Annotated in this window: 19 protein-coding genes; 8 read left to right on the plus strand and 11 right to left on the minus strand. The window is 67.2% G+C overall.

Going from position 1 to position 23,911, the window contains the following annotated elements:
- Positions 1-142 precede the first annotated feature (142 nt).
- The 4 genes from C5F75_RS27680 to C5F75_RS27695 form a co-directional block, all read right to left on the minus strand.
- Positions 143-2,899, minus strand: coding sequence for an Hsp70 family protein (locus C5F75_RS27680; protein WP_104013018.1), 2,757 nt, complete (start codon positions 2,897-2,899; stop codon positions 143-145).
- A gap of 5 nt (positions 2,900-2,904) precedes the next feature.
- Positions 2,905-4,746, minus strand: coding sequence for an Hsp70 family protein (locus C5F75_RS27685; protein ID WP_099317101.1), 1,842 nt, complete (start codon positions 4,744-4,746; stop codon positions 2,905-2,907).
- Positions 4,743-5,333 carry a DUF2760 domain-containing protein gene (locus tag C5F75_RS27690; protein WP_060315824.1) on the minus strand — a complete coding sequence of 197 codons (591 nt, stop codon included), beginning with the start codon at positions 5,331-5,333 and terminating at the stop codon, positions 4,743-4,745. The genes C5F75_RS27685 and C5F75_RS27690 overlap by 4 nt, the downstream gene beginning before the upstream one ends.
- Positions 5,334-5,584: 251 nt before the next feature.
- Positions 5,585-6,025 (minus strand): Rrf2 family transcriptional regulator, encoded by a 441-nt coding sequence (locus tag C5F75_RS27695; RefSeq protein WP_059580023.1) that lies wholly within the window; start codon positions 6,023-6,025, stop codon positions 5,585-5,587.
- A 142-nt stretch (positions 6,026-6,167) separates the two neighbouring features.
- On the opposite strand from C5F75_RS27695, the gene C5F75_RS27700 reads away from it, so the two are divergent.
- From C5F75_RS27700 to C5F75_RS27720, 5 genes are all read left to right on the plus strand, one after another.
- Positions 6,168-7,082 carry an NAD(P)/FAD-dependent oxidoreductase gene (locus C5F75_RS27700; RefSeq protein WP_104013019.1) on the plus strand — a complete coding sequence of 305 codons (915 nt, stop codon included), beginning with the start codon at positions 6,168-6,170 and terminating at the stop codon, positions 7,080-7,082.
- 108 nt (positions 7,083-7,190) lie between these two features.
- Positions 7,191-8,150, plus strand: coding sequence for a LysR substrate-binding domain-containing protein (locus C5F75_RS27705; RefSeq protein ID WP_104013020.1), 960 nt, complete (start codon positions 7,191-7,193; stop codon positions 8,148-8,150).
- 129 nt (positions 8,151-8,279) lie between these two features.
- On the plus strand, positions 8,280-9,410 hold the full coding sequence (locus tag C5F75_RS27710) for a DSD1 family PLP-dependent enzyme (protein WP_104013021.1): 1,131 nt from the start codon (positions 8,280-8,282) through the stop codon (positions 9,408-9,410).
- A gap of 109 nt (positions 9,411-9,519) precedes the next feature.
- Complete coding sequence (locus tag C5F75_RS27715) at positions 9,520-10,491, plus strand: ornithine cyclodeaminase family protein (RefSeq protein WP_104013022.1); 972 nt, start codon at positions 9,520-9,522, stop codon at positions 10,489-10,491.
- 24 nt (positions 10,492-10,515) lie between these two features.
- A complete protein-coding gene (locus C5F75_RS27720; RefSeq protein WP_104013023.1) occupies positions 10,516-11,238 on the plus strand; it encodes an HAD family hydrolase in 723 nt (240 codons plus the stop codon).
- A gap of 345 nt (positions 11,239-11,583) precedes the next feature.
- Here the strand turns inward: C5F75_RS27720 and C5F75_RS37760 are convergent, their stop codons facing one another.
- On the minus strand, positions 11,584-11,862 hold the full coding sequence (locus C5F75_RS37760; RefSeq protein WP_436628920.1) for a Tse2 family ADP-ribosyltransferase toxin: 279 nt from the start codon (positions 11,860-11,862) through the stop codon (positions 11,584-11,586).
- 71 nt (positions 11,863-11,933) lie between these two features.
- Here C5F75_RS37760 and C5F75_RS27725 point away from each other — a divergent pair, with 71 nt between their 5' ends.
- Positions 11,934-12,137, plus strand: a complete 204-nt coding sequence (locus tag C5F75_RS27725) for a SymE family type I addiction module toxin (RefSeq protein ID WP_099317098.1) — start codon at positions 11,934-11,936, stop codon at positions 12,135-12,137.
- 40 nt (positions 12,138-12,177) lie between these two features.
- Here C5F75_RS27725 and C5F75_RS27730 read toward each other — a convergent pair whose 3' ends face one another.
- The 5 genes from C5F75_RS27730 to C5F75_RS27750 all read right to left on the minus strand — a co-directional run bounded on the left by C5F75_RS27730 (position 12,178) and on the right by C5F75_RS27750 (position 21,393).
- Positions 12,178-12,453 (minus strand): Imm53 family immunity protein, encoded by a 276-nt coding sequence (locus C5F75_RS27730; RefSeq protein WP_099317097.1) that lies wholly within the window; start codon positions 12,451-12,453, stop codon positions 12,178-12,180.
- Complete coding sequence (locus tag C5F75_RS27735; protein WP_407641362.1) at positions 12,450-17,324, minus strand: RHS repeat-associated core domain-containing protein; 4,875 nt, start codon at positions 17,322-17,324, stop codon at positions 12,450-12,452. The genes C5F75_RS27730 and C5F75_RS27735 overlap by 4 nt, the downstream gene beginning before the upstream one ends.
- Before the next feature lie 43 nt (positions 17,325-17,367).
- Positions 17,368-20,181 carry a type VI secretion system Vgr family protein gene (locus C5F75_RS27740; protein WP_258048605.1) on the minus strand — a complete coding sequence of 938 codons (2,814 nt, stop codon included), beginning with the start codon at positions 20,179-20,181 and terminating at the stop codon, positions 17,368-17,370.
- A 132-nt stretch (positions 20,182-20,313) separates the two neighbouring features.
- Positions 20,314-20,931, minus strand: a complete 618-nt coding sequence (locus C5F75_RS27745) for a glutathione S-transferase family protein (protein ID WP_059580010.1) — start codon at positions 20,929-20,931, stop codon at positions 20,314-20,316.
- Positions 20,932-21,024: 93 nt separating this feature from the next.
- Positions 21,025-21,393, minus strand: a complete 369-nt coding sequence (locus C5F75_RS27750) for a YciI family protein (protein WP_059580008.1) — start codon at positions 21,391-21,393, stop codon at positions 21,025-21,027.
- An 81-nt stretch (positions 21,394-21,474) separates the two neighbouring features.
- Between C5F75_RS27750 and C5F75_RS27755 the strand changes: the two genes are divergently transcribed.
- Complete coding sequence (locus C5F75_RS27755) at positions 21,475-21,942, plus strand: MarR family winged helix-turn-helix transcriptional regulator (protein WP_104013024.1); 468 nt, start codon at positions 21,475-21,477, stop codon at positions 21,940-21,942.
- Positions 21,943-22,088: 146 nt separating this feature from the next.
- Complete coding sequence (locus C5F75_RS27760; RefSeq protein WP_059640365.1) at positions 22,089-22,850, plus strand: isocitrate lyase/PEP mutase family protein; 762 nt, start codon at positions 22,089-22,091, stop codon at positions 22,848-22,850.
- A gap of 152 nt (positions 22,851-23,002) precedes the next feature.
- Here C5F75_RS27760 and C5F75_RS27765 read toward each other — a convergent pair whose 3' ends face one another.
- Entirely contained in the window at positions 23,003-23,902 is a 900-nt protein-coding gene (locus C5F75_RS27765) for a LysR family transcriptional regulator (protein ID WP_059580001.1), read from the minus strand.
- Positions 23,903-23,911 lie beyond the last annotated feature (9 nt).

Genomic DNA, 23,911 nt, shown 5'->3' on the forward strand with positions numbered 1-23,911 from the left:
TTCGAATCAATGGAAAAACGACGCGAAGCAGCGTCGGTATCGCACGCCTGAATGGAACGGGCGTCGCGGTCGCGCCATGGTTGGCGCGACCGCGACCGGATGCTTCGACCTTCCAACGAGATCGAAACATCCTGTACTGCCATCAATCGCCCAGCAGCTTCAACCCGGCCGGCAGCGTTTCGCCGAACACGCGCACCGTATCGGCTTCGTCGAACGCGATCGCTTCACGCACCATGTCGATCCATGCCGTCGATGCATTCGCGGCCGACAGGCGCTTGATCACCGCCTCGCGCGTGTCGTCCGGCAGATCGCGCGAGCGGTCGCCCGTCATCCGCGCAATCTGCGCAGCCGCGAACGCAGCCGGCTCGACCTGCTTCCAGTCGAGCGCGAACAGCGCATCGAGCCAGCCGATGACGATTTCCGCCGGTACGACGCCGTGCGCGCTGCCGTAGAACGGCCGGCGCGCGCCGATCCGCCCGAGCGCCCACGCGCACAGCGTGCGTTCGGCCGGCTTCTGCAATTGCGCGATCAGGCGCTCGGCCAGTTCGACCTTGCGCTCGACCGGCAGCCGTTCGAGCGACGCGGACAACCGCGTCATGTCGGCCGGCCCGACCTTGGCCGGATCGAACGGCAGCTTGCGCCGCTTGTCGTCGGACGGTTCGAGGAACGCGATCGCATCGCGCACCTGCGTCTGCGCATCGTCGTCGAGCCCGCCGGCCACGCGCCGCCACAGCGTCCACCACTCGGACCACACCTGCGCGTCGGTCACGTATTGAATGCCGTCGTCGAACAGCGGCCACAGTTGCTCGATGCGCCACGCGTCGAGCGGATGGCCGAAACCCGGACGCAGGCAATACCCGGCGAGATTCAGCCACGCGCGCTCGTGATCGGCCGAGCGGCGCCGCCGCCGCGCCCGCGCGAGCAATGCGTCGAACAGTTCGCGTGCGAGCGCGACGTCCCAGTCTTCGCGCGCGCCGAGCACCTGCTCGAGTTGCGCGCGCAACCGGCGCGTGTCTTTCGGCGTCACGCCCGCGGCCTTGCTGCCGAACGAGCGCTCGATCAGCTCGATCGCCTGGTCGAGCCTTGGATGCCGCGTAGGCGCGGCAGCGTCGCCGTGAACCGGTGCATCGCCGCGCAACTGGAATTCGAGCCGCCAGCGGCGCGCCGCATCGTCGATCGCGATGCAGTGCATTTCGAGCGTGCCGACCTCGGTCAGCGACGCGGTGAGCGTCACCGGCGTTTCGCGCGCGTCGCCGCCCGCCTTCGCGTCGACGACCGTCGCGATCGGCGGCAGCCGCACGAAATCGCCACCGTCGAGATCGACGAGATCGCCGGGTTGATACTTCGTGTCGGCCACGGTCGATACGAGGTGGAAGCGCACTGGCTGCCCAAGCTGCAGCGCGAACGTGCGATCGTCGAGCCGGATCTCGCGGCCCTCTTCCGCGCCGCGCGGTAGCAGGCAGACGCCGCGTGCGGCTGCGTTGCCTTCGCCATCGTCGAGCACGAGGAAATAGCTGCGCGCGGAGCCGCCGCCGATGCGCGGCGCATGCCCGGCGCGCGCGAGCCCGTAGGCCACCGCGCCGCGCGCGACGGCCACGTCCGGGTGCGCGTTGTGCAGCACGTCGAGCGGCGCGCCACGCCACGCGCCGAGCGTCTGCGCGAGACGGCCGGCGAGCGCATCCGCGCGGAACACGCCGCCGTTGAGCAGCAGCGCGTCGGGCAGCGGGCCTTCCGCATGACGCTTCAGGAACGCGGCGACGTGGCGCGTAATGGCCGCGTCGCTCGCATACGGCAAGCCGAATTCGACGATCGCCGCGCGCGCCCGGCGCGGCAATTCGTCGGCGTCGACCTGCGGAAAGAACCCGTCGACGACGATCTGCTCGACTTCCTGCCGGGTCAGCTCGGCCGAGCGCGCGCCGCCCACCAGCTTGCTGCCCGCGCCGAGCAGCGTGACGGTGACGGACGCGGGTGCGTCGTCGCCGAGCAACCGCTCCTTCGCCGCGCGGCAGCGCTCGACGAGTTGCGACAGGCTCGCCGCCGACAGCCGCGTGCCGGGCTCCGTCAGCCGCGTCTCGACGAGGCGCGCGAGCGCGAGATCCATGTTGTCGCCGCCAAGCATCAGGTGGTTGCCGACGCCGACGCGCGTAAAGGTCGGCTCGCCGTCGTCGCCCGGCGCGACGTCGACGAGCGTGAGGTCGGTCGTGCCGCCGCCCACGTCGCAGATCAGCACGCGCCGTGCATGGGCGAACGCCTCGCGCAACGTGTCGCGTTGCCCATACAGCCAGTCGTAGAACGCGGCTTGCGGCTCTTCGAGCAAGCGCAGCGCCGGCAGCTTCGCGCGTTTCGCGGCCTCGACCGTCAACGCGCGCGCGCCGTCGTCGAACGACGCGGGCACCGTCAGGATCACGTCCTGCCGCGCGAGCGGCGCATCGGGAAAATGCGCGTCCCATGCGTCGCGCACGTGCGCGAGATAACTCGCGCTCGCGTCGACCGGCGACACCTTGTCGACGCCGTCAGCCGCGCCCCACGGCAGGATCGCCGCGAGCCGATCGACCGCGGCATGCGACAGCCAGCTCTTCGCGCTCGACACGAGCCGGCCCGGCACCTGCGCGCCGAGCGTGCGCGCGTAGCGGCCGATCACGGCCGGCGGCGCGTCGGCCGCGTCCGCTTTCGTGTTGGCCTTCGGATCGGCCGCCCACGGCAGTCGCAACGCATCCGGCGGCAGCTCGCCCGCCGCCGGGTGATAGCGCACCGACGGCAGCAGCGGCTGCGCGGCCACCGCGCCGGGCCCGACCAGTTGCTCGACGTCGAACACGCGGATCGCGTCGGAATCGGCCTCGACGTACGCGACGACCGTATTGCTCGTACCGAGGTCGATGCCGACCGTATAACGCTTCATCGCGCTCAGGCGGCGCCGCGCACGTCGAACTCGACCTTCCAGCGCTCGTTCGTGCCGCTCGGAATCGCCTCGAGTTCGAGCGTGCCGGCTTCGGTCACGCGCGCATGCAGCTTCACCGGCACGACTTCGCCGACGGTGCGCCCTTCGGCCGGCAGCGTCGCCTGGATTTCCTCCAGCTCCTGCAGCTCTTCCGGCGACCAGTAGTCGAGCAGCGTGCCGACCTGGTCCTGGCGCCGCACCGACGAGCCGAAGAAGCGGAACTGCACCGGTTCGCCGACGACGAGCCCGAACTCCTGCGGCGGCAGCGCCGCGTCCGAGCCTTCCTCCATCCCGAACGGCGCGACGCACAGCGCCTGCACCGGCGGCTCCAGCCCCGGCACCGCGGGCATCGCCGATTCGATCGCGACGTAGTACGCACGCGCCGTGCCGCCGCGAATGCGCACGCCGCGGCCGCGCTTCACGTAGCCGTAGTACGCCGCGCCACGCGCGACCGCGAGATCGAGATCCGCGCCTTCGAGCAGGCGCGCGGGCGGCGCGCCTTCGGCGGCGAGCCAGCCGTTGAGCGTGTCGAGCACGCGCTGCGTGAGCAGCGTCGACTTGAACACGCCGCCGTTGAACAGCACGGCGGTCGGATGCAGGAACGTCGCGCCCTGCGGCAGCGTGCGCTGCACGCCTTCGAGCGTGTCGAGCGCCGCGACCTGGCGGCCGAGGAACGCCGCGAGATGGCGCGTGATGCCGGCGTCCTGCGCATACGGCAGGCCGAGCTGCGTCAGGCCGACACGCGCGCGGCTCACCGGGCGCGCGGCCGCATCGACCTGCGGGAAGAAGCCTTCGAGGATCGTCTGCGTCAGTTCCGCGCGCGTCAGTTCGGTGCGGATCGAGCCGCCGATCAGCTTCGAGCCGCGGCTCGGCACGACGAGCGGCACCGCGTCGGCGCTCGGATCGGACAGCAGCGTTTCCTTGGCCGAGCGGCACGCGTAGGTCAGCGCGCGCAGTTGCCACGGATCGGCCTGCGTGCCCTGCTGCGCGAGCTTGCGCGCCACCACGTGCGCGAGCGCGAGGTCCATGTTGTCGCCGCCGAGCAGGATGTGCTCGCCCACGGCCACGCGATGCAGTTCGAGATTGCCGTCGCGCTCGACCACCGCGATCAGCGACAGGTCGGTCGTGCCGCCGCCGACGTCCACGCACAGGATCAGGTCGCCGACCTGCACCTGCTTGCGCCAGCCGCCTTCGCTCTTCTGGATCCAGCTGTACAGCGCCGCCTGCGGTTCCTCGAGCAGCGTCATCCGCGAGTAGCCGGCGGCGCGCGCGGCCTCGGCCGTGAGCTCGCGCGCGGCCGGATCGAACGACGCGGGGATCGTCACCGTCACGTCCTGGTCGGCGAACGGTGCGTCGGGATGCGCGTGGTCCCACGCTTCGCGCAGGTGCGTCAGATAGCGGATCGAGCTTTCCAGCGGCGACACGCGCGTCACTTCCGGCGGCGCATCGCTCGGCAGGATCGCCGCGCGGCGATCGACGCCCGGGTGGCACAGCCAGCTCTTCGCGCTCGACACGAGGCGGATCGGCGTGCCGGCGCCGCGCGTGCGCGCCATCTCGCCGACCGCAAAGGTGCGCGAGGCCGTCCACGGCAGCGTCAGGTCGCCCTGCGTCAGCTCGCTTTCATGCGGCAAGTAGAGAAACGACGGCAGCAGGTCGCGCGATTCCAGCGCGCCGGGCGCAGTGAGTTGCGCGATCGGCAGCACCTGCTGCGTGATCTTCTCGCCGTCGCTCGTGCTGCTGTCGACGTACGACAGCGCGCAATGGGTCGTCCCGAGGTCGATACCGATCGAATAGCGCGGATCGCTCACAGTTCCACCTCCGCCGGTGCGATGACCGATGCGTCGTGGCTGCCCGTCAGCTTCGGCAGGCGCACGTCCGCGACACGCCAGCCGCGATGGCTGACCGTGCCCGTAAACGGCGCGGAACCGACCACGTTGCCGGTCACGCGCACGGCCGTCGCGTCGAAGCCGGCCGGCAGCGTCACGCGGCTGCCTTCGGCTTCGTCGCGCACGGGAACGATCGTGAAGTGCTCGCGCAGCGCGGCGCGGCAGCCGTCGTGCACGAGGCGCGCGGCCGCGCCGATGTCGGCGTCCGCGTAGCCGGCGATGTCTTCCTCGACGAAATCGATGAAGCGCGCATCGCGCTGCAGCAGGCCGAGCAGTTGCAGCGCGGCCTGCGGGCTCGCTTCGCGCAGCTCGGGCGCCGGCGGCTTCACGGGCGCGGGGGCGACGGGCGCGGCGGCCGGTGCCGGCGTCGGAGCGGGCGCGACCGGCGCCGCGGCGCCATCGCGCACGCGCAGCACGTCGGCGGCGAACTCGCGATTGCCGAGCACGGAGAAGAACGTGCCGACGGCCAGCGACAGCCGGCCGAAGAAGGACAGGTTGGATTCGGGCATGGGGTCTGGACTCCTGTGGGCTCGCAGCGTGGCGAGCGATCTTGCCTGGGGCGCCGGGCGGCGGCGTGCGGCATGCGCACTGCCGCCGCCCGGCGCGTGATTCGAACGCGCCCTCGCGGGTGCGGAAAACCCGTATTTTGCCCTGTGGCGGGCGAACCGGGCAGAAGTTGGGGGACAGAACATGACGGCGCGACGGTTTCGATCGCACCGGCGCGCACGTCACGCGTGTACGGCGGACGTGCTGCGCCGCGTCAGCGCGGCTTGCGCGGCCGCGCCGCCTTCGCGTCGAAATCGCGCGAGAGCATGCCGAGCGTGACTTCGCCGAAGCGCGCGAGCAGCGAGGCTTCGGCCTCCTTCAGCGTCGCCGACAGATGCGCGTTGACGGCCTGTTCGACCAGACATTCGGGCGCGTCGTCGGACACGAGATCGGAAAACAGCGGCGGCTCGCCCACCGCGCGATAGACGTCGAGCAGCGTGATGTCGTCGAGCGCGACGCTGAGCGCCCAGCCGCCGCCGTGCCCCTTCTCCGACTGCACGTACCCGCGATCGCGCAACCCGCCGAGCAGGCGCCGCACGACGACCGGGTTCGTGCACAGCATCGTCGCGATCGTCTCCGACGTCAGCGGGCCGTCGGCCTGGTCCATGTGGATCAGCGCATGCAGGATGCGCGACAAACGGCTGTCGGTTCTCACGGGTAGAACTCCCCTCTCTCTCGAAACTTATGAAGTTGCATGAAGGATACCATCGCCCTATCATGCAACTTCTCATGTTTCATGAGTTGACCGTCAGCGGAGCACATCGGTCATTCACGCAGGTTCAGAAAGGAGCGGACGCATGCATTCTCATCATGAAGTGATCGTGATCGGCGGCAGCTTTGCCGGGTTGTCGGCCGCGATGCAACTGGCGCGGGCGCGCCGCCGCGTGCTCGTGATCGACGCCGGCCGGCCGCGCAACCGCTTTGCCGAACACGCGCACGGCTTCCTCGGGCAGGACGGCAAGCCGCCGGCGCAAATCGTCGCCGATGCGCGCGCGCAGCTCGACGCGTATCCGACGGTGCGGCGCATCGACGGCACGGTTCGCACGGCCGAGCGCGACGCGGACGGGCGCTTTCACGTGACGCTGGCCGACGGCGGCCGCGCGAGCGCCGACCGGCTGATTCTCGCCACCGGCATCCGCGACGAACTGCCCGCGCTGCCGGGGCTCGCCGAACGCTGGGGCATCAGCGTGCTGCATTGTCCGTACTGCCATGGCTATGAAGTAAGCGGCCAGCGGCTCGGCGTGCTCGCCACGCATCCGCTGTCGGTCCATCAGGCGATCCTGATTCCGGACTGGGGCCCGACGACGTGGTTCACGCAGGGCGTGGTCGAAGCGAACGACGAAGAAGCCGCGTTGCTCGCCGCGCGCGGGGTGCGGATCGAACGCTCGCCGGCCGCCGAGATCCTCGGCGCTGCGCCGCGTATCGACGCGCTGCGGCTCGCCGACGGCCAGGTCGTGCCGATCGACGCGTTGTTCATCGGCGCGCGCACCGGCATGGCGAGCGACCTCGCGCGGCAGCTCGGCTGCGCGTTCGACGAAGGGCCGCTCGGTCCCGTCGTTCGCGTCGATGCGTCGAAGCAGACGAGCGTCGCCGGCGTATTCGCGGCGGGCGATGCGTCGACGTCGATGAGCAACGCAACGTTCGCATCGGCATCGGGCGTGATGGCCGGAGTGGCCGCGCACCGGTCGCTGATCTGGGGGCTGCACGCGTAGGCGGGCGGGCGCCGGGCGTCACGATCGATCGGACGATTCAATGTATCGGCGAATGCGGCGGGCGGGCGCCGGCCACCCCGATGGCGGCGGCACCGAATGTGCGGTTTAATGCTGGATACCCTCTGCATTAAGAGCCATGAAATGCTCGACCTCGACGACCTTCGACTCGTCCGCGCGATCGGCACGTCCCGATCCCTGGCCGCTGCCGCCCGGCTGCTCGATCTCACGCCGCCCGCGGTCACGATTCGCCTGCAGCGGATGGAAGCGCGCCTGAACGCGCGGCTCGCCGTGCGGCAACCGAAAGGCATCGCGCTGACCGACGAAGGGCAGCGGCTGTACCAGGAAGCCGTGGGCATTCTCGAGCGCGTGGAGGCGCTGCCAGTCAGCATCGCGGGCGACCACGGCGACGTGCAGGGCACGCTGCGCGTCGTCGCCCCGCTCGGCTTCGGCCGCAAATATGTCGCACGAATCGTGCGCGACGTGCAGCGCGCACATCCGAAACTCGAGATCTCGCTGCATCTGTCGGAAAGCCCGCTGACCAGCGCGGCGGGGGCCGACGTGGTCGTCCATGTCGGCAGCCTCAAGTCGTCTTCGTGGATCGGCTATCCGCTCGCGCCCAACGAGCGCTTCCTCTGTGCGAGCCCCGCGTACGCGCGTCGCATCAAGGATCTGAAGCATCCGTCCGACCTGGCGCGATACGACTGCCTGTGCCTGCGCGAGAACGACGAGGACATCCCGCGCTGGCGCTTCTCGCCTGTTGGCGGCGCCAAGGGCGATTCGCGGCGGTCCACCGTCATCCGCGTCACCGGCGCGCTGTCGTCCAACGACGGCACCGTCATCACCGAATGGGCGCTGGCCGGGCTCGGCATCGTCGAGCGCTCCGAGTGGGACGTCGCACCGCTGCTCGCGAACGGCAAGCTCGTCCGGTTGCTGCCCCGCTGGCGCCTGCCGCCCGCGCCGGTCACGGCGCTCGTGCCATCGCGTACCGGCCGCTCCGCGCGGCAGCGGGTGTTTCTCGACGCCGCGCGGCAGTTTCTCGATCCGCCGCCCTGGCGCGGCAAGGCCTGAGATCCGGTGCGATCCAGGAGGACTTCGTTGATTAAATTCTACTTAATGGCAGATTAGCCGTGCATTAAACACGGCGCTGCTCCCCTCCCCTACAGTGTCCGTATCGGCAACTTCGCAAACGGACGCATCGTGGACCTTCACACCCTCAACACCCCGGCCGCATTGATCGATATCGGCCGCATGCACCGCAACATCGCACGCATGCAGGCGCATCTGGACGCGCTCGGCGTGCGGTTCCGGCCGCACGTCAAGACCACCAAATGCCGGCAAGTCGTCGACGCGCAGATCGCGGCGGGCGCGCAGGGCATCACGGTGTCCACGCTCAAGGAAGCCGAGCAATTCTTCGCCGACGGCATCGTCGATATCGTCTATGCGGTCGGCATGGTGCCCGCCAAGCTCGGCCAGGCGCTGGCGCTGCGCCGGCAGGGCTGCGACCTGACGATCGTCGCCGACAGCCTGCCGGCCGCGCACGCGATCGCCGCGTTCGGGCGCGAGCACGGCGAACGTTTCGACGTGTGGATCGAGGTCGACGTCGACGGGCACCGCTCCGGCATCCCGCCCGATGCCGACCTGCTGATCGAGGTCGGCCGCGCGCTGACCGACGGCGGCATGCGGCTCGGCGGCGTGCTCGCTCATGCAGGCTCCAGCTACGAATACGACACGCCCGAAGCGCTGGTCGCGATCGCCGAACAGGAGCGCAGCCGCACCGTGCGCGCCGCCGAGCGCCTGCGGGCCGCCGGCTTGCCCTGCCCGGTCGTCAGCATCGGATCGACGCCCACCGCGCTGGCGGCGCAACGGCTCGACGGCGTGACCGAAGTGCGCGCCGGCGTGTACGTGATGTTCGACCTCGTAATGCACAACATCGGCGTGTGCGCACTGTCCGACATCGCGCTGTCGGTGCTGACCACCGTCGTCGGCCATCAGGAAGAGAAAGGCTGGGCGATCGTCGATGCGGGCTGGATGGCGATGAGCCGCGACCGCGGCACGCAGCGCCAGGCGCGCGATTTCGGCTACGGGCAGGTCTGCACCGAAGACGGCGAGGTGCTCGGTGGCTACCTGATGAGCGCCGCCAATCAGGAACACGGGATCGTGTCGCGAACGGGCGCGCCGGATACGGACATCGCGCAGCGGTTTCCGATCGGCACGCGGCTGCGCATTCTCCCGAATCATGCGTGCGCCACCGGCGCGCAGCATCCCGAATACCAGGCCATCGGCGGCGACGGCGCCGCACAGACGTGGCCGCGGTTCTACGGGTGGTGAGCGTCGTCCGGCGTCCATGCCGTCTCATCCACGCATTGACTATTTGTCCATATTTGGACAAACTTTAAACACCCTTGATTCATCTCGTGCCGAACAGGCGCCCCCGACCATGCCGACCGACGCCCGCCTCCTTCTCCTCGACCGCGATGCCGTCGAGCCCGCCCTGCAGGTCGAGCAAGTGATGGCGGCCGTCCGCGAAGCCTTCGTGCTGCACAGTCAACGGGCAGGACGCGTATTCCCGGTCGTGCGCGAGAAGCTCCATACCGGCGGCGTGTTCGGCATCAAGTCGGGCGACGTCGCCGGTCAGGACTTGCTCGGCTTCAAGGCGGCCGGGTTCTGGCCGGGCAACCGTGCGCTGGGCGGCGAGCCGCATCAGGCCACCGTCGCGCTGTTCGATCCGGCGACGGGACGCCCGCTGTGCATCATGGACGGCAACGCGATCACCACCGCGCGCACCGGGGCCGCCGGCGGCCTCGGGTTGCAACTGCTCGCGCGCCGCGACAGCACGCGGCTCTGCGTGTTCGGCACGGGCGTGCAGGCGCGCGTGCAGCTCGACTACGCGCTCAGGCTGCTGCCGCGGCGATGCACGGTGCAGTACGTGACCGTCGGCGGCGAGCCGGACCCGGCGTTCGAAGCGCACTTCGTCGATCGATGTACGATCGGCGTGGCGCACAACCGCAACGACGCGGTGGCCGATAGCGACGTGGTGATCACGGCCACGCCGGGCGGCGGCGCGTTGTTCGACGCGGATGCCGTGCAGCCCGGCACCCACCTGACCTGCGTGGGCGCCGATACCGCGGGCAAGCGCGAACTTCCGGCGGGCGTGCTGGAACGCGCGCGCATCGTCGTGGACGATCACGAGCAGGCGCGCGGCATCGGCGAGTGCCAGTGGGCGCCAGATTTGCCGCGCACGGAAATCGGTGACATCCTCGCGGGTGCGACATCGATCGATCGTGCCGCGCACGAGATCACCGTCTTCGACATGACGGGGCTCGCGCTTCAGGATCTGACCGTCGCGCGCTTCCTGTATCGGCACGCCCTCGACCACGGCACCGGCACTGCCGTTCCGTGGCCCTGGTAAAACGACTTCCCGCTTTCAACCGCCATGCGTCTCGCCAAAGTCTCCGCCCTCTCGTTCGACCTCGACGACACCCTGTGGCCGTTCGGGCCGTCCGTCGTACGGGCCGAGGCGGCGCTTCGCGCATGGTTGATCGAGCACGCGCCGAACACCGAGCGCGTGCTGCCCACGCAACAGGCACTTGGTGCGCTACGTGACGAATACGAACGTTTGTGTCCAGAGCTTGCCGGCGACTTTCGCGCGATGCGAATCGGGTCGATCCGGCTGGCGCTGGAACGCGCGAACGAAGATGTCTCGCTGACCGATCGTGCGTACGACGTGTTCTATGCGGCGCGCAACCGCGTCGAATTCTACGAAGACGCGCTGCCGGCGCTCGCGTGGCTGAGCGAGCGCTTTCCGTTGATCGCGGTCACCAACGGCAACGCGGATCTCCGGCTGACCGGCGGCGGCGAATTCTTTCGCACGACGCTCAGTGCGCGTGAGTTCGGCTTCGCGAAGCCGGAACCCGAGATCTTCCATGCGGCGGCGGATGCGCTCGACGTACGGCCGGGCGAATTGCTGCATGTCGGCGACGATTTTCATCTCGATATCGTCGGCGCGCTGAATGCGGGGCTGCAGGCGGCGTGGGTCGTACGCGAGCCGGTTTCTGCAGGCGAATACGCGCCGGGGTACGCCGTGGCGCCGCATCTCAGGCTGCGCGACCTGTCGATGCTTTGTCGCGTGCTCGGCGGGCCTGACGACGTGTCGTAGACGTCTGTACGACGGTCGGGTAGAACAGGCGGAGCAGATCACCATCGGCCCGGATCGCCGCCAACCACGATAACAACAACGGCCGCAACTGCGGCCCTTTCACCCATCACCAAACTCGCATATTCGGAGAACAGAATCCAGAAACGATATCCATAAGCTCCAGAATTCGCTCTTCAATATTTTAAGTTACGCCATCCCTCATAGATTCCAACAATTCACATACGGAATTCGAACTAAAACCTTTCTCCCGATATTTCACGAGAATATCTCTCAGCACGTCGAAGTCGGCGCTCGCCTCCAATGCGTCGCGCAGTTCCCGATCCAGCACGACATAAAGTTCAGCCGTCATTGCCTCACCAATTTTTCACGCGTTGAACGAAGTGCGGCTTGATAATCAGATAAAGACATACTTGTGCTTGGTTGGATCGTTCCATGCTTGGCACTATCCCGCACGCACCTCAGACTTTTCGGAAGGTTCGCTGTATTCAGCAAACAAGCACAGTCCCTTCCGGTTCCCCCTGGATTTTCGGGGCGCCTATGAGGCGGAAGATTGCGTGCTGATTCCAGAGCAACCGAAATGCCGCCAGTGCTTGGATGAACCGTTCCGTCAATGTCGACCGGGATATCTACACCAGGACGTGCGCCAAGTCCACGCGCCGTAGGTTCGGCAACCCGTCACGGAGCGTTTCATCACCATGCAGCGCAAGCGCGACATCGGTCGTTACGGACTGCAGGCCATCTATGACGAGAGCTGCGAGCCGCTGCACCTCTGGCTCAAGATCGTCGGCCGCTGGCTGATACACGACGTCGGCTTCCACGCCGGCCAGAAGCTTCACGTTCACGTTGAACACGGCAAGCTCACCATTACCGCCGCGCAAATCACCCCCGATTGCGGCTAACCACACTAACTACAAGGGCCACAACTGCGGCCCTTGGTGCTTAATGCAACCAGTCCATCGCAAGCATCAGAATTTCCTTCAAATTACTTGAACCACCATACCCAACAAATTCCTCTTTAGTAGCAGTCACACTAATCCAATCTGATTCATCACGCTCTGCATTAATATCTATCAACTTTCTCCCCGAAACACCATTTATTCTAACTTCCCATCCCGGATTGTCAATGGTAGAAATCTTCACACCGTAAGAATGCTCCCAAACATCATCGCATTGAGATGTATACCAGTGCTGCAACGCATCGATTAGATCATTCATTTGCACAACCCCTTCCGTCTTGCAAGCTCTCTTGCCACTCGCACATCCTGCTTAGTTGCCGCCGTCGTGACCTCTGTCTTTTTTGACGTAGTTATTTGGCCGTTCGGTCCGATGTTAATCGTTCGCGTCTGAACATGGGGAGTTGGAATTTTAACTTTCGTCGCCTTATCGAAGTGCGCATCACCCTGCAAATCAATATGGCCTTGCGTTGTCGGCGTAGAAAATGTTACCGAATTCCGATTAATCTGCCTAGAAAGTTCTTGCGCCATCTCGGTGGCATCCTTCGGTCCCTGAGATGCGATATCGTTGCAACTCGGCAAGCACTTCGCACATTGCTTCGACAGCCCCAGCGGATCAATCCAGCCAATTGGATTGGGTGCGTACTGCCAGACGTTCAATCCACCCTGCAACCCAATCGGGTCCTTCGAGATGAACCTGCCGCTGCCCGGATCATAGTACCGATACCGGTTATAGTGCAGCCCCGTCTCCTCGTCCCGATACTGCCCCTGGAACCGAACCGCGTTCCCCGCCTCGTTGCGCTCCGGCACCTCCCCCCACACCGTCTTCTCGCCACCCCACGCCCGATACCGCCCCAGCCACACTACCTTCCCCGAATCGTCCAGCAGTTCCTGCGGTGTCCCCAGGTGGTCATTCTGGTAGAACAGCATCGCATGCCGCGTCTTCGCCGGCACCTGCACGAACCTTCCATCCGTGCCCGTCGCCACGAACGCCGCCTCCACCAGCGTCTCGTCCAGCCGCGCCAGTGGCACGAACGTCCCCGGTTCGTGCAGGTACAGCGACGCCCCCTGCCACCGGTGCCGCTCAATGAACGTATGGACCCGCTGCGCCACCGGCACCGAGTACGGATCGGCAGGATCCTCCCGGACCATCGGCGTCGAGCGGTCCCCCACCCGCTCGCCGCGTTCCCCCGGCTCAAGCGGTGCGATATGGAACCGCTCCTCCATCAGCAGCACGTCGCCGTCCCACGTGAACACTGTCCGATCGATGTGGCCGTCCCTGCTCGTCACCTCTTTCATCCGCCGCCGGCCGAACGCGTCGTAGGTAAAGTGCACGCGCAATTCCGGCCGCACCGTGCCCGGGGTCGACGTCACGCCATGTGGCGTCCGCTCGATCCGGTCGATCTCGTTCGCCGCCGGCCACCTCGCATAGCGTTCGGCCTGCGTGAGCCGGTTCGCCGCGTCGTATTCGTACAGCCACGTCACGCCGCCCGGCTCCGTCTTGCGCACCAGATTGCCTTGCGCGTCGTGCTCGTAGCGCGTGCGGTTCAGTTCCTTCAGCACGTTGCCGATGCACTTCGGCAATGACCGCTCCCAGCCGGTCAGCGCGTCGACCTCGTCGGCAATCCGCAAGCGCCGCGCGAGCTGTTCGTCGGGCAACCGTTCGCCCGGATGGGCGTCCCACCACGCACGATCCTGCGCCATCTGCCGCTGCATCCGCGCCTTGGCCGACTCGATCGTTTCGTCGCTCGGGCGCGGCGGGATGCTGTCCGGATCCACCGGGTTGCCCGCCGGATCGAATGCGAATACCTCCTTCAGATCCCGTGTCGTCGCCTTCAGCAGACGCCCGGTCGGGTCGTACGCATACTCCGTGACGCCGCGCGTGCGATCCTCGATACGCGTCAGGTGACCGGCCGCGTCGTACTGCAACCGGCGCGTGGCCATCCAGTCCGCCAGCCGCGCACTCCCGTCACGCCGCACGGCCATGCGCTGCAATCGACCTGCCGGATCGTATTCCCGAACCTGCTCGAAGCTGCGATACCGGCGCACGATCTCACGATGCAGTTTGTCGCGCTCGAAGTCCACCAGCGGCCGGCCGTCCAGCAACACGCCGTGCAAATGGCCCGAACCGTAGCGCAGCCAGTCGATCGTGCGCGTGTTCGGCAGTTGCGTGCGGATCCGGTTGCCGAGCACGTCGTATTCGTGACGCGTCACCGTCGTGTAGGAACCGTCGCTGTCCGGGTAGATCGTCTGCTCTTCGGCGATCAGGTTATCGGCATCGTCGTAGTGCAGGTGCACACGGCTGTGATATCCCTGCGCGGTTGTTAGCCGGCCGCGGGCGTCGTAATGGAAAAGCTCGGTCACCCGGCCCCGGCCGCCCGGCCCCTTCGTCTCCCGCCGCGTCAGCCGGCCGAGCGGGTCGCGCGTGTAGGTCGTCTCGACGTCCCCGGCCTGCGAACCGATCAGTTGCCCGGCATCGTCCCATTGGTAGCGGGTCGTGCTGCCGTCGAAATCCGTCTGCTCGACGATGCGCCCCAGCCGGTCGTAGCCGAACCGCGTCCGGTCCCGGTTCTCGTTGGTCAGCGTGTCGAGCCGCCATTGCCGGTCGTATCCGTATGCCAGTTCCCGGCCTGCGGCGTCCTTGCGCCAGGTCGGCTGCCCGCGTGCATTGAACGTGTACTCGGTGACGTGGCCCGCGCCGTCGCGATACGTGCGCAGGTTGCCTTCTCCGTCCCACGTGAAGCGTTCCTCGGCGCCGTCCGGATGCACGACGCTGACGACCTGCCCTCGCGCGTCGCAGCGATAAAGCGTGTCGTGGCCCGCGGCATCGGTGACCCGCGACGGATGACCGCGCTCGTCGTAGCCGTAGCGTGTCGCGTGGCCGGAGCAGTCGGTCGCCTCCGCGAGCCGTCCACCGTGGTCATAACGGAAGCGTTTTACGCCGCCCTTCGGATCGGTCAGCGACAGCAATTCGCTGCGTACGCCCCACACGTAGCGGGTCGTGCGGCCTGCCGCGTCCGTCACGGAGACCGGCCGGCCAAGCGCGTCGTAGGCCGTTTGTGTGACACGGCCATCCGGCCCGGTGACCTGGACCGGCAAACCGCGCGCGTCGTATTCGGTACGCGTGACATTGCCGAGTGCGTCGATCTCGGCCGTCAGCCGGCCGTGCGCGTCGTACTCGAAACGCTGCGTGTGACCCAGCGCGTTCCGCATGCCGACCAGACGGTGCTGGTCGTCCCATTCGTACGATTCGGTCGAGCCGTCGGGATGCTCGACCAGCACGATCCGGTTGTGGAAATCGTAGCGGTGAATCGTCGCATGGCCGCCGGCATCGGTCACCTTTGTGTACCAGTGTTCGCGGTGGTACTCGAAGTGCATGTCGTCCTGGACATGCTGGCCGTCGTTGCCGTACCACGTCCGCACGCATCGGGCGTCGGCCGTCGCGGGCATGCCTTCGCGCCGGCCCGGCCAGTCCCATGCGAGGTTCGCGGGGTGTCCGTTGAAATCCGTATAACGCGTGAGCAGGTGTTGCTCGTACGTATACGTACGCCGGAAACCGAGCATGTCGACGTGGCCGCTCAGGTCGCCGTCGGCGCTGTACGTGTAGCGCGCGAGGGCTTCGTTGGCGAGCCCCGGAACGCCTGCACGGTAGATCGCCGAGACGCGACCGTCGACGTACTCGATGCGGATCGCGTTCGCCGCGCCATCGCTGATCGTAACGAGTTCGCCGGCGGCGTTGTACGTGAAGCCGAGACCGAGGCCGTCGCGGTTGATGCGGGAAACGAGGCGGTAACGGGTCGACGCAACGCGGCCGCTCAGTTCGTATTCCTCTCGACTACCGTCCGGATAGGTCAAATGGATTCGGCGGCCATCCGGGCGTGCAATCGTGAACTGCTCGGCCGGCACCTCGACCGACTCCCCGAATCCCACCGGCGGCAACGGCACCGCGCGACTGTCCGGATCGAAGAACGTCAGCGTACCGTCCCGCTCCTCCAGCGACAGATGATACGCACTGCTCCAGCGCGCGCCGAGCGGGCTCGCATCGTAGGCCGCAAGGCTCGATCGATAGCGTCGCGTCCACACGATCGGCACGACACCGTCGAGCACGAAGTCGGTCTGCGCGAGGTGCTCGTCGCCCATTGCGTAATTGACGGGCTTCGCGCTCGCCGTCTTCGGACAGCCGCACCCGTCCTTCGGCGGCAGCGGGCTGGGCATCGCGCCTTTCTGCGTCGAATCGCGGTGCTCGCCCGGCTTGCGGTGCGGCGCGCTCATCGTACCCGGCGTGACCTGCGCGACGTGCGACGGCATCCCGCGCGCCTTGCGCGCCTTGATCTGCGCGGTGATCTGCGCGGCCATGAACAGCAAACCACCCGCTTCGTCCACGCTGCCGAACGCGCGGTCCAGCATCGGCCCCGTTTCGCGGTCGAACGCGTCGAGCCAGGCGACGATCGCATCGCGCTGGCCCGACACCTGGAGCAACTGGTCGATGCCGATGAGCGCGATCTCCTCCGTCGACGGCACCCACGACAGGAAGCCCGGGTTCTTCTTGATGCGCCCCATCTGCTCGGCCGCCGAAACAGGATCGAGCACGAAGCGGCGCACCGTGCGCGACGCTTCGCGCACCCCCGCGACGATGTCTTTCTTCCACGCGTCGAGGTACGTGTCGAGTTCCGCCATGAAGGCGAGCACGTCGCCGCCGGCCGTCGCCCAGAACAGGTCGACGAGCATCGCCGCGCCCGCACCCTTTGCAAATGCGAGCAACACTTCCTTGACGACCGCGCGCGCCGGCCGCGTCGCATTGCCCGCGGCGGGCACGACACCGATCGCATCGATCGCGAGAATACCCCAATTGAGGACCTTCGCCGTGCCGCCCGGCTCGCTGCAGATCCGGTAGATGTCGACACCGACGTCGTACAGCGACATCGCATTGCCGACGAACGGCACCATGTACAGGCACTGCACGAAGATCTCGAGGCCGGGGTTACCGACCGATTCGACGTCGGTCGCGATCAGCTTCGGCGAGGTGTCCGGTGCGGGAACCGGACTGACGATCACGCGCCGTGCTTCGGCATTCTGAAGAATCGCGTTGGGTATCGGACGCTGCGGGGTCGAGGGTGCGGTGGTTCCGGCCATAAATTGTTATCTGTTTCGAATAGGAAGCGAACACCGCGCGCGATCAGCGCGACACGGTGGTTTTGACGAGACCGGGGGCGGCGCCGGGCATCGAAGCCGCCACGTGATTGCTTGTGGAATTCGCGACTGGCTTGCCGACAGCGTCGAGCGAGGCCCGGGCAAGCGCAGCGGCATCGCCGTTCGCGACGTTCGCCGCCCCGCCCGATGCTGCTTCCCTGACGAGCGCGGCCGCCCCGAGCGCTTGCCCGGCCGACTCCGCTACGGGAATCGCGGCCGTCATCGACGCCCCGACGAGACTCGGTACCGCGTGGCCGGCATCCCCGCTCGCCGGCGAAAATGGCGGCGTCCCTTGCGGATCGCTCCACTTGCGCGCGGTGTCCTGAAGATCGTGGTCTTCCTCGAAATACTGGACCGAGCCACCGCCGCGCGGCACATCCGCCACCGTGCCCCGGCCGTCGGCATCGAGCCGGCCTTCGCGCCACGAACCGTCCGGGAACGTCACGCGATACTTTGCGTTCCTGACCGGCTCCCCATTCGGATATGCATGCCAGAGCTTCATGCCGGTTCGCTCCTGTGCCGGCATCAGCGGCAACGCCTGCCGACGGGTCGCGGACGGCCCGGCACTCACCGGCCCACGCAACCGGATCTCGCCCGCACTGCCGATCTCCACTGCCCCGCCTTCGAGCTTGATATAGGCGCCGCCGCACATCAGCACCAGCGCCTTCTGCGCATTCAGCGTCACCGCATCCGACGTGCTCGCGATCGTCACGCCCTTTAGCGCCGTCAGTTCGAGCGCATCCGCTTGCGCCTGAACGTCGACCTTGCCCGCGCCCGCGTATAGCTTCATTCCATGCGCATTCGCATACAGCGACACCGCATTGCCCGCTGCAACCGTATAGTTGCCGCCGATCGCCGCATCGGCGTTGCCGCCCGTCGTCGTGAAAAGATGTCCGTCAGCCGCCAATTGCATGTGTTCTCCACTGGTCACGGCAACCCCGTGCGGTGCGGATGCGAGCAGCACGGCAGCCTCGAGATCACGAACCTGCGCTTCGAGCAACGCCTGCTGCGCTTCGCAGGCCGCCATCGTCGCTCGCGCCTTCTCGACCGCGTCGCTCAGACGGCGCATGCGGGATCGCGCCGCGTCGAGTTGCCGCCGCGCGACCGTCATGTCGAAAGCGTGCCCGCCCGCACTCGATTGCGCATCGGCCGACAGGAACAGTCCCTTGCCGGCGCGCAGCGCGCCGCGCTCATCGGTCCTGACCTCGAACCCTTCACCACGCGTCTGCTGTCGGCTGTCGACGAAATGCCCGAGGTTGACCTGCGTCTTTCCACCGTAATCCGTCGACAGCTTGATGCTTTCGCGCCCCTTCCGATCCTCGAAGCGAAGCTTGTTGTTCGCTCGCGTGCGAATCACGTTGCGCGTGTTGAAGCTATCCCGGCTCGTGACCAGGTCGACGGCCTGACTGTGATGGTGCGCATGCGCGATATACGGCCGGTTCGGGTTGCCGCCGGCAAATGCGACCGCGACTTCGGTATCGGCCAGCAGCGGAAAGTGGAATCCCGTCTGATGGCTGCCTGCGAAGGGCTTGGCGAGGCGCAGCGGCACACACTCGCCGCCGGCAGGCCATGTGTCGAAATCGAAATCGAAGCGCACGGTGTAACAGCCGTCGCTCGTCAGGTGCGCATACGGCGAAGCGCCCGGAGTCGTGACCCGTGCCGGCAACGTGCCCGCAATCGCAGGCCAGCGGTGCTCGTCGAGTTTCAGTCGAAACGGCCGGCCGCACGGAATCGCGTCGAACGTATTGATATACGACGCATCCCGGCCGCCCGCATGACGCACCGACACGATCACGATCCCGTGCGGCGCGTCGGCCGGTTGCTCGTCGAGCTTCGCGACAAGGCCCGGCGCGAAGTCGACAACCGAACTCTTGCCCGAATACGTGACCTGCCATGCAAGCGCCGCGTCGCGGCGCAATTGCGCTTCACGCCGGGCTTCGTCGCCGTCGGCATGGTGAGTGCCATAGACGTAGCTCGCCCCCCATGTCGTCGGATCGTCGCGTGCGATGGTCGCCTCGGCGTTGAATCGGTCGTCAGCCTTCTCGGGGTTGTAATCGGCGACCTTGATCGAACGAGGAATCGTTTCGCTTAACGATTCGAGCGAAAGCACGGCCTCGTGACCACTTTCCAGGCCGCTTGCTTCGCGGTACGGAATGACGACTTGCGGACGATACGAATAGGCATCGACATCATCGCCGAAATGCAGTTCGTCGCCATGCTGTCCCGCGCGGAAAAAACAGAATAATCCGGTTTGTTCCATCAGCAGGCGGATGTAATCCCAGTCGGACATCCGGTACTGCATGCGAAACGCAAGACGCGGATACGCGCGCCGCAGCTTGAATGAAAACTGGTGCGCGCGGAATTCGTGCCGCCTGAGGATCGATTCGACGATTTCGGGCACGGACTGTTGCTGATAAATGCGGGTCGCCTCCACGAGGCGCAAACGGGCGACGAACGGCTCGACGACGATCCTGTACGACACGAAATCGCGCGTCTTGCGGATCTGACCGAACGCGGTGATGCAGCCGGCGAATCGACGCACCACGCCCGTCGCGGCATTCGTGCCGGGGGGCTCGATCGTAAAGATGGCGGGGCGATTGAGGTAATCGGCGCGTGCGAGCGAAACCGGGCTCGTCAGCGTCACTTCGATCCGATAAGGCTCGCCCAGCCGCTCGTCGAGCACGAACGACATGATCGACAGATCCGGCGTCGCGGGTGCGCCGGGCACCTCCAGGAAATACGACTGCCGACCGGTTATCCACTGCGCGAATGCGCGTTGCGTATCTCGTCCTCGGGCCATGCTTCTCTCTCAGCAACCGCGTTTTTTCTCGGAAGCTGAAGAGATAAAGGATGGCCGGGTTCTCGTCCAGCGAATGGCAACGGTCTGCAACAATGTTCGTGGCCGATCACGTCGACGTGACCGACCACCATTTCACGCCGCCTTCCTCGCCTCCGCGATCCGCTGCGGCGCCTTCGGCCGCGCATACAGCCGTTCGAGATACGCGCGCAATTGCGGGAACGGCTCGATCAGGTGGCATTCGCTCGCCCAGTCGATCAGATAGGCCGTCACGCAATCGGCCACTGTCAGCGTATCGCCGACGATGAACGCGCGCCCTTCGAGATGCGTGTCGAGAATCGCGGCCATCGTCGTGAAATCCTCGCGCGCGAGTTCGATATCGGCCGGCGAGCGCTTCTCCGGCGGATAGAGGAACGTATGCCGCGTGATCCGCCACAGCGGCTGCTCGAGCTCCGTCACCGCGAACATGATCCACCGATAGGCCTGCGCCCGCAGCGCCGGATCGACGGGCAACAGCGCCTTCTCCGGATACTTGTCGGCGAGATACAGCACGATCGCGGCCGATTCGGGAATCACGAGGTCGCCGTCCACCAGCACGGGCACCTTGCCGGCCGGATTGAGGCGCAGGAATTCGGGCCGCTTGTGCTCGCCCTCGAGGAGGTTGACCGACACGAATTCGAAGTCCGCATCCAGTTCCTTCAGCCCCCACAGCGCGCGTTGCGAGCGGGTGCCGGCAAATCCGTAAAGCTTCATCGCGAGTCTCCATCCAGAATGTCGTGAAAACCTCTGCATCCGGGCCGCGCGCATCGAACCTGGCGACACGCAGCGCCCGGCGTCACGCGTCGCTCATGCGCCGGGAATCGCCAGCACCGGCATCACGTCGACCGACACGCCCGGGAACAGCGTGAAATGCGGATGACCTTCGAACAGCGCGGCGGCCGCGTCGTGCGACGCCGCGCGCACGACGGTAAAGCCGGTCAACGCATTGGCCGTGTCGCGGATGCCGCCTGCATCGATGGCCTTGGTCTTGCCGAGCGGCCCGCCGAGCTCGACGATCGCGTCGCGATGCCGCTCGACCCACGCATGCCATGCGGCGATGCCGTCGCGCTCGCGCGTGCGCCGTTCTTCATCCGGCAGCGCGAGCCATGCCTTCATCGCCGGGCTATCCTGGGTCCCGAGAAATACGGCGAGATACAACTGTTGTTGCGCACTCATGCCTTCCCCTCCGATGACGGACACGGCGGGTTGCCGCGCCTCGATCTTGACAAGATAGGTTGATATCAACACAATTGCAACATGGCACGAAAAGAAAAGCTTCCCTTCGAGACGACGCTGATGGTGCGCGATTGCTGCCTGTGCCTGCACATGCAGCGCGCGGCGCGCAATCTGGCGCGCATCTTCGACGATGTGCTGCGCCCGCTCGACCTTACCAACGGCCAGTTTTCGCTGCTGATGTCGTTGAACCGGCCGCAACCGGCCTCGATGAAATCGGTCGCGTCGCTGCTCGCGATGGACCGCACCACGCTCACCGCGGCGCTCAAGCCGCTCGAGCGGCGCGGCCTCGTCACGATCGTGCAGGATCCGGACGATCGGCGCAGCCGCCTGCTCGAACTGACGCCGGCCGGGCACGACCTGCTGGCCGAAGCGTTCCCGCTGTGGCGGCAGACGCATGCCGAGATCGAGCGGCCGTTCGCGCCCGGCGAAGTCGACCAGCTGCGCGGCCAGTTGCGCACGCTGTCGATCGATCCGGGTTCGCGCGGCTGAGCCGGCGCGCGGATCGCCGCGCGGCGCTCATGCCTACTTCCTGCCACGCGCTGTCAGCAGACATTGCCGGCACGCGTCGCACCGCCCGATTCGGTGGCAATATCGCTCGGCACGACAACCGATCCGGTATTCACAAGGAGACGAGCATGGGCAACAACGAGAAAGGCGCGGCTTTCCGGTCGCTTCACCGCGCGGGCCAGCCGCTGGTGCTGTTCAACGTGTGGGACGCCGGCAGCGCGCGCACGGCGGCCGATGCCGGCGCCGTCGCGCTGGCCACCGGCAGTTGGTCGGTCGCGGCAGCCAACGGCTTCGTCGACGGCGAGCAGATGCCGCGCGCGCTGATGATGGACGTGCTGGAGCGGATCACGCGCGCGACGGCGCTACCCGTCACCGTCGACCTCGAAAGCGGCTACGGCGAGCGGCCGGAGGATGTCGCCGAAACGATCGCGCTCAGCATCCGGGCCGGCGCGATCGGCTGCAATCTCGAAGACAGTTTTCCGGCGACGGGCGAACTGCGCGACGCCGACGAAGCGGCGGCCCGTCTCGCGGCAGCCCGGCAGGCGGCCGATCGCGCGGGCGCCGACTACTTCATCAACGCGCGCACCGACGTGTTCTTCAAGGCGTCAGCCGATACGCACGACGAACGATTGCTCGACGCGACGCTGGCCCGTGCGCGCGCTTATGCGGCGGCCGGCGCCGACGGCCTGTTCGTGCCGGGCCTGCGCGCGCCGGCGCTCATTCGCGCGCTGACGGCCGCGTCGCCTCTGCCGGTGAACGTGATGCGCGTGTCGGAAACGCCGACGCTCGCGGAGCTCGCCGATTACGGCGTGGCGCGCATCAGCCACGGGCCGTATCCGTATCTGCAGGCGATGAAGACGCTGGCGGCGCTGGTCAGGCAAGGCGGCTGACGGATCCGCGGGGGCGGCGCGGCACGCCCGCTCCCGCGCTTCGGCCGTCGCGCCGCTTGCTGCAGCGCGTGCATCGCGCATCGGCCGGCCCCATGAGCGGCGATGGCACGCGGCCCGCTGGGCGCGCACGCCCCGGGGGCGCGGTCGAACGCTCAGGATGCCTTGATGAAATCGATGAACGCGCGTAGCGCCGGCGGCACGAGACGCCGCCCCGGATAATACAGAAACGGCCCCGAAAACGGCCGCCACCACGGATCGAGCACGGGTTCGAGCGCGCCGCTGTCGAGATGCGGACGCAGCCAGTCTTCGAACAGATGCACGATGCCCGTCCCGGCGATCGCCGCGTCGACCAGCAGCTCCGTCGCCCCGCCGATCTGGACCAGCAGCGGCCCGGCGGCCGGCTCGACCCGCACGACCTCGCCGTCGCGCTCGAACTCCCACGGCGGCATCGCGCCGCTCGCGAAGCGCCCGCGCAGGCACCGATGGGCGAGCAGGTCGCGCGGATGCCGCGGCCGGCCGTGCCGGTCGAGATAGCCGGGCGCCGCCGCGGTCGCGAACCGCTGGATGCGCGGGCCGATCGGCACCGCGATCATGTCCTGTTCGAGCCGTTCGTCGTAGCGGATGCCCGCGTCGCATCCGGCCGCGAGCACGTCGACGAAATTTTCGTCGGCAGTCACTTCCAGCCGGATGTCCGGATACGCATCGAGAAAGCGCGGCACGATCGCCGGCAACACGAGCCGCGACGCGCTGACCGGCACGTTGAGTTTCAGCGTGCCGGCCGGTCGGCCGCGGAATTCATCGATACCGTCGAGCGCGGCCGCCACTTCGGTCAGTGCGGGCTCGAGACGCGCGAGCAGGCGCTCGCCGGCCTCGGTGGGCACGACGCTGCGCGTCGTGCGGTGCAGCAGCCGCACGCCGAGCCGCGCTTCCAGCCGGCGCACGGCCTCGCTCAGCCCCGACGCGCTGAGGCCCGTCATGCGTGCGGCGTCGCGGAATCCGCTCGCGCGTGCGACGGCCATGAATGCGTTCAGATCGCCCAGATCGGTTTGCATTGTTCGCTT

The organism is Burkholderia anthinoferrum (genome assembly GCF_002925705.1).
GTDB classification, from domain to species: Bacteria; Pseudomonadota; Gammaproteobacteria; order Burkholderiales; family Burkholderiaceae; genus Burkholderia; species Burkholderia semiarida.

Coding starts and splice junctions, on each gene's coding strand:
- C5F75_RS27745 (WP_059580010.1), bottom strand. CDS start 20,931: ATGAAGCTTTACGGATTTGCCGGCACCCGCTCGCAACGCGCGCTGTGG.
- C5F75_RS27720 (WP_104013023.1), top strand. CDS start 10,516: ATGCGTCTCGCCAAAGTCTCCGCCCTCTCGTTCGACCTCGACGACACC.
- C5F75_RS27755 (WP_104013024.1), top strand. CDS start 21,475: ATGGCACGAAAAGAAAAGCTTCCCTTCGAGACGACGCTGATGGTGCGC.
- C5F75_RS27730 (WP_099317097.1), bottom strand. CDS start 12,453: ATGAATGATCTAATCGATGCGTTGCAGCACTGGTATACATCTCAATGC.
- C5F75_RS27705 (WP_104013020.1), top strand. CDS start 7,191: ATGCTGGATACCCTCTGCATTAAGAGCCATGAAATGCTCGACCTCGAC.
- C5F75_RS27690 (WP_060315824.1), bottom strand. CDS start 5,333: ATGCCCGAATCCAACCTGTCCTTCTTCGGCCGGCTGTCGCTGGCCGTC.
- C5F75_RS27725 (WP_099317098.1), top strand. CDS start 11,934: ATGCAGCGCAAGCGCGACATCGGTCGTTACGGACTGCAGGCCATCTAT.
- C5F75_RS27700 (WP_104013019.1), top strand. CDS start 6,168: ATGCATTCTCATCATGAAGTGATCGTGATCGGCGGCAGCTTTGCCGGG.
- C5F75_RS27750 (WP_059580008.1), bottom strand. CDS start 21,393: ATGAGTGCGCAACAACAGTTGTATCTCGCCGTATTTCTCGGGACCCAG.
- C5F75_RS27760 (WP_059640365.1), top strand. CDS start 22,089: ATGGGCAACAACGAGAAAGGCGCGGCTTTCCGGTCGCTTCACCGCGCG.
- C5F75_RS27680 (WP_104013018.1), bottom strand. CDS start 2,899: ATGAAGCGTTATACGGTCGGCATCGACCTCGGTACGAGCAATACGGTC.
- C5F75_RS27715 (WP_104013022.1), top strand. CDS start 9,520: ATGCCGACCGACGCCCGCCTCCTTCTCCTCGACCGCGATGCCGTCGAG.
- C5F75_RS27740 (WP_258048605.1), bottom strand. CDS start 20,181: ATGGCCCGAGGACGAGATACGCAACGCGCATTCGCGCAGTGGATAACC.
- C5F75_RS27735 (WP_407641362.1), bottom strand. CDS start 17,324: ATGGCCGGAACCACCGCACCCTCGACCCCGCAGCGTCCGATACCCAAC.
- C5F75_RS27765 (WP_059580001.1), bottom strand. CDS start 23,902: ATGCAAACCGATCTGGGCGATCTGAACGCATTCATGGCCGTCGCACGC.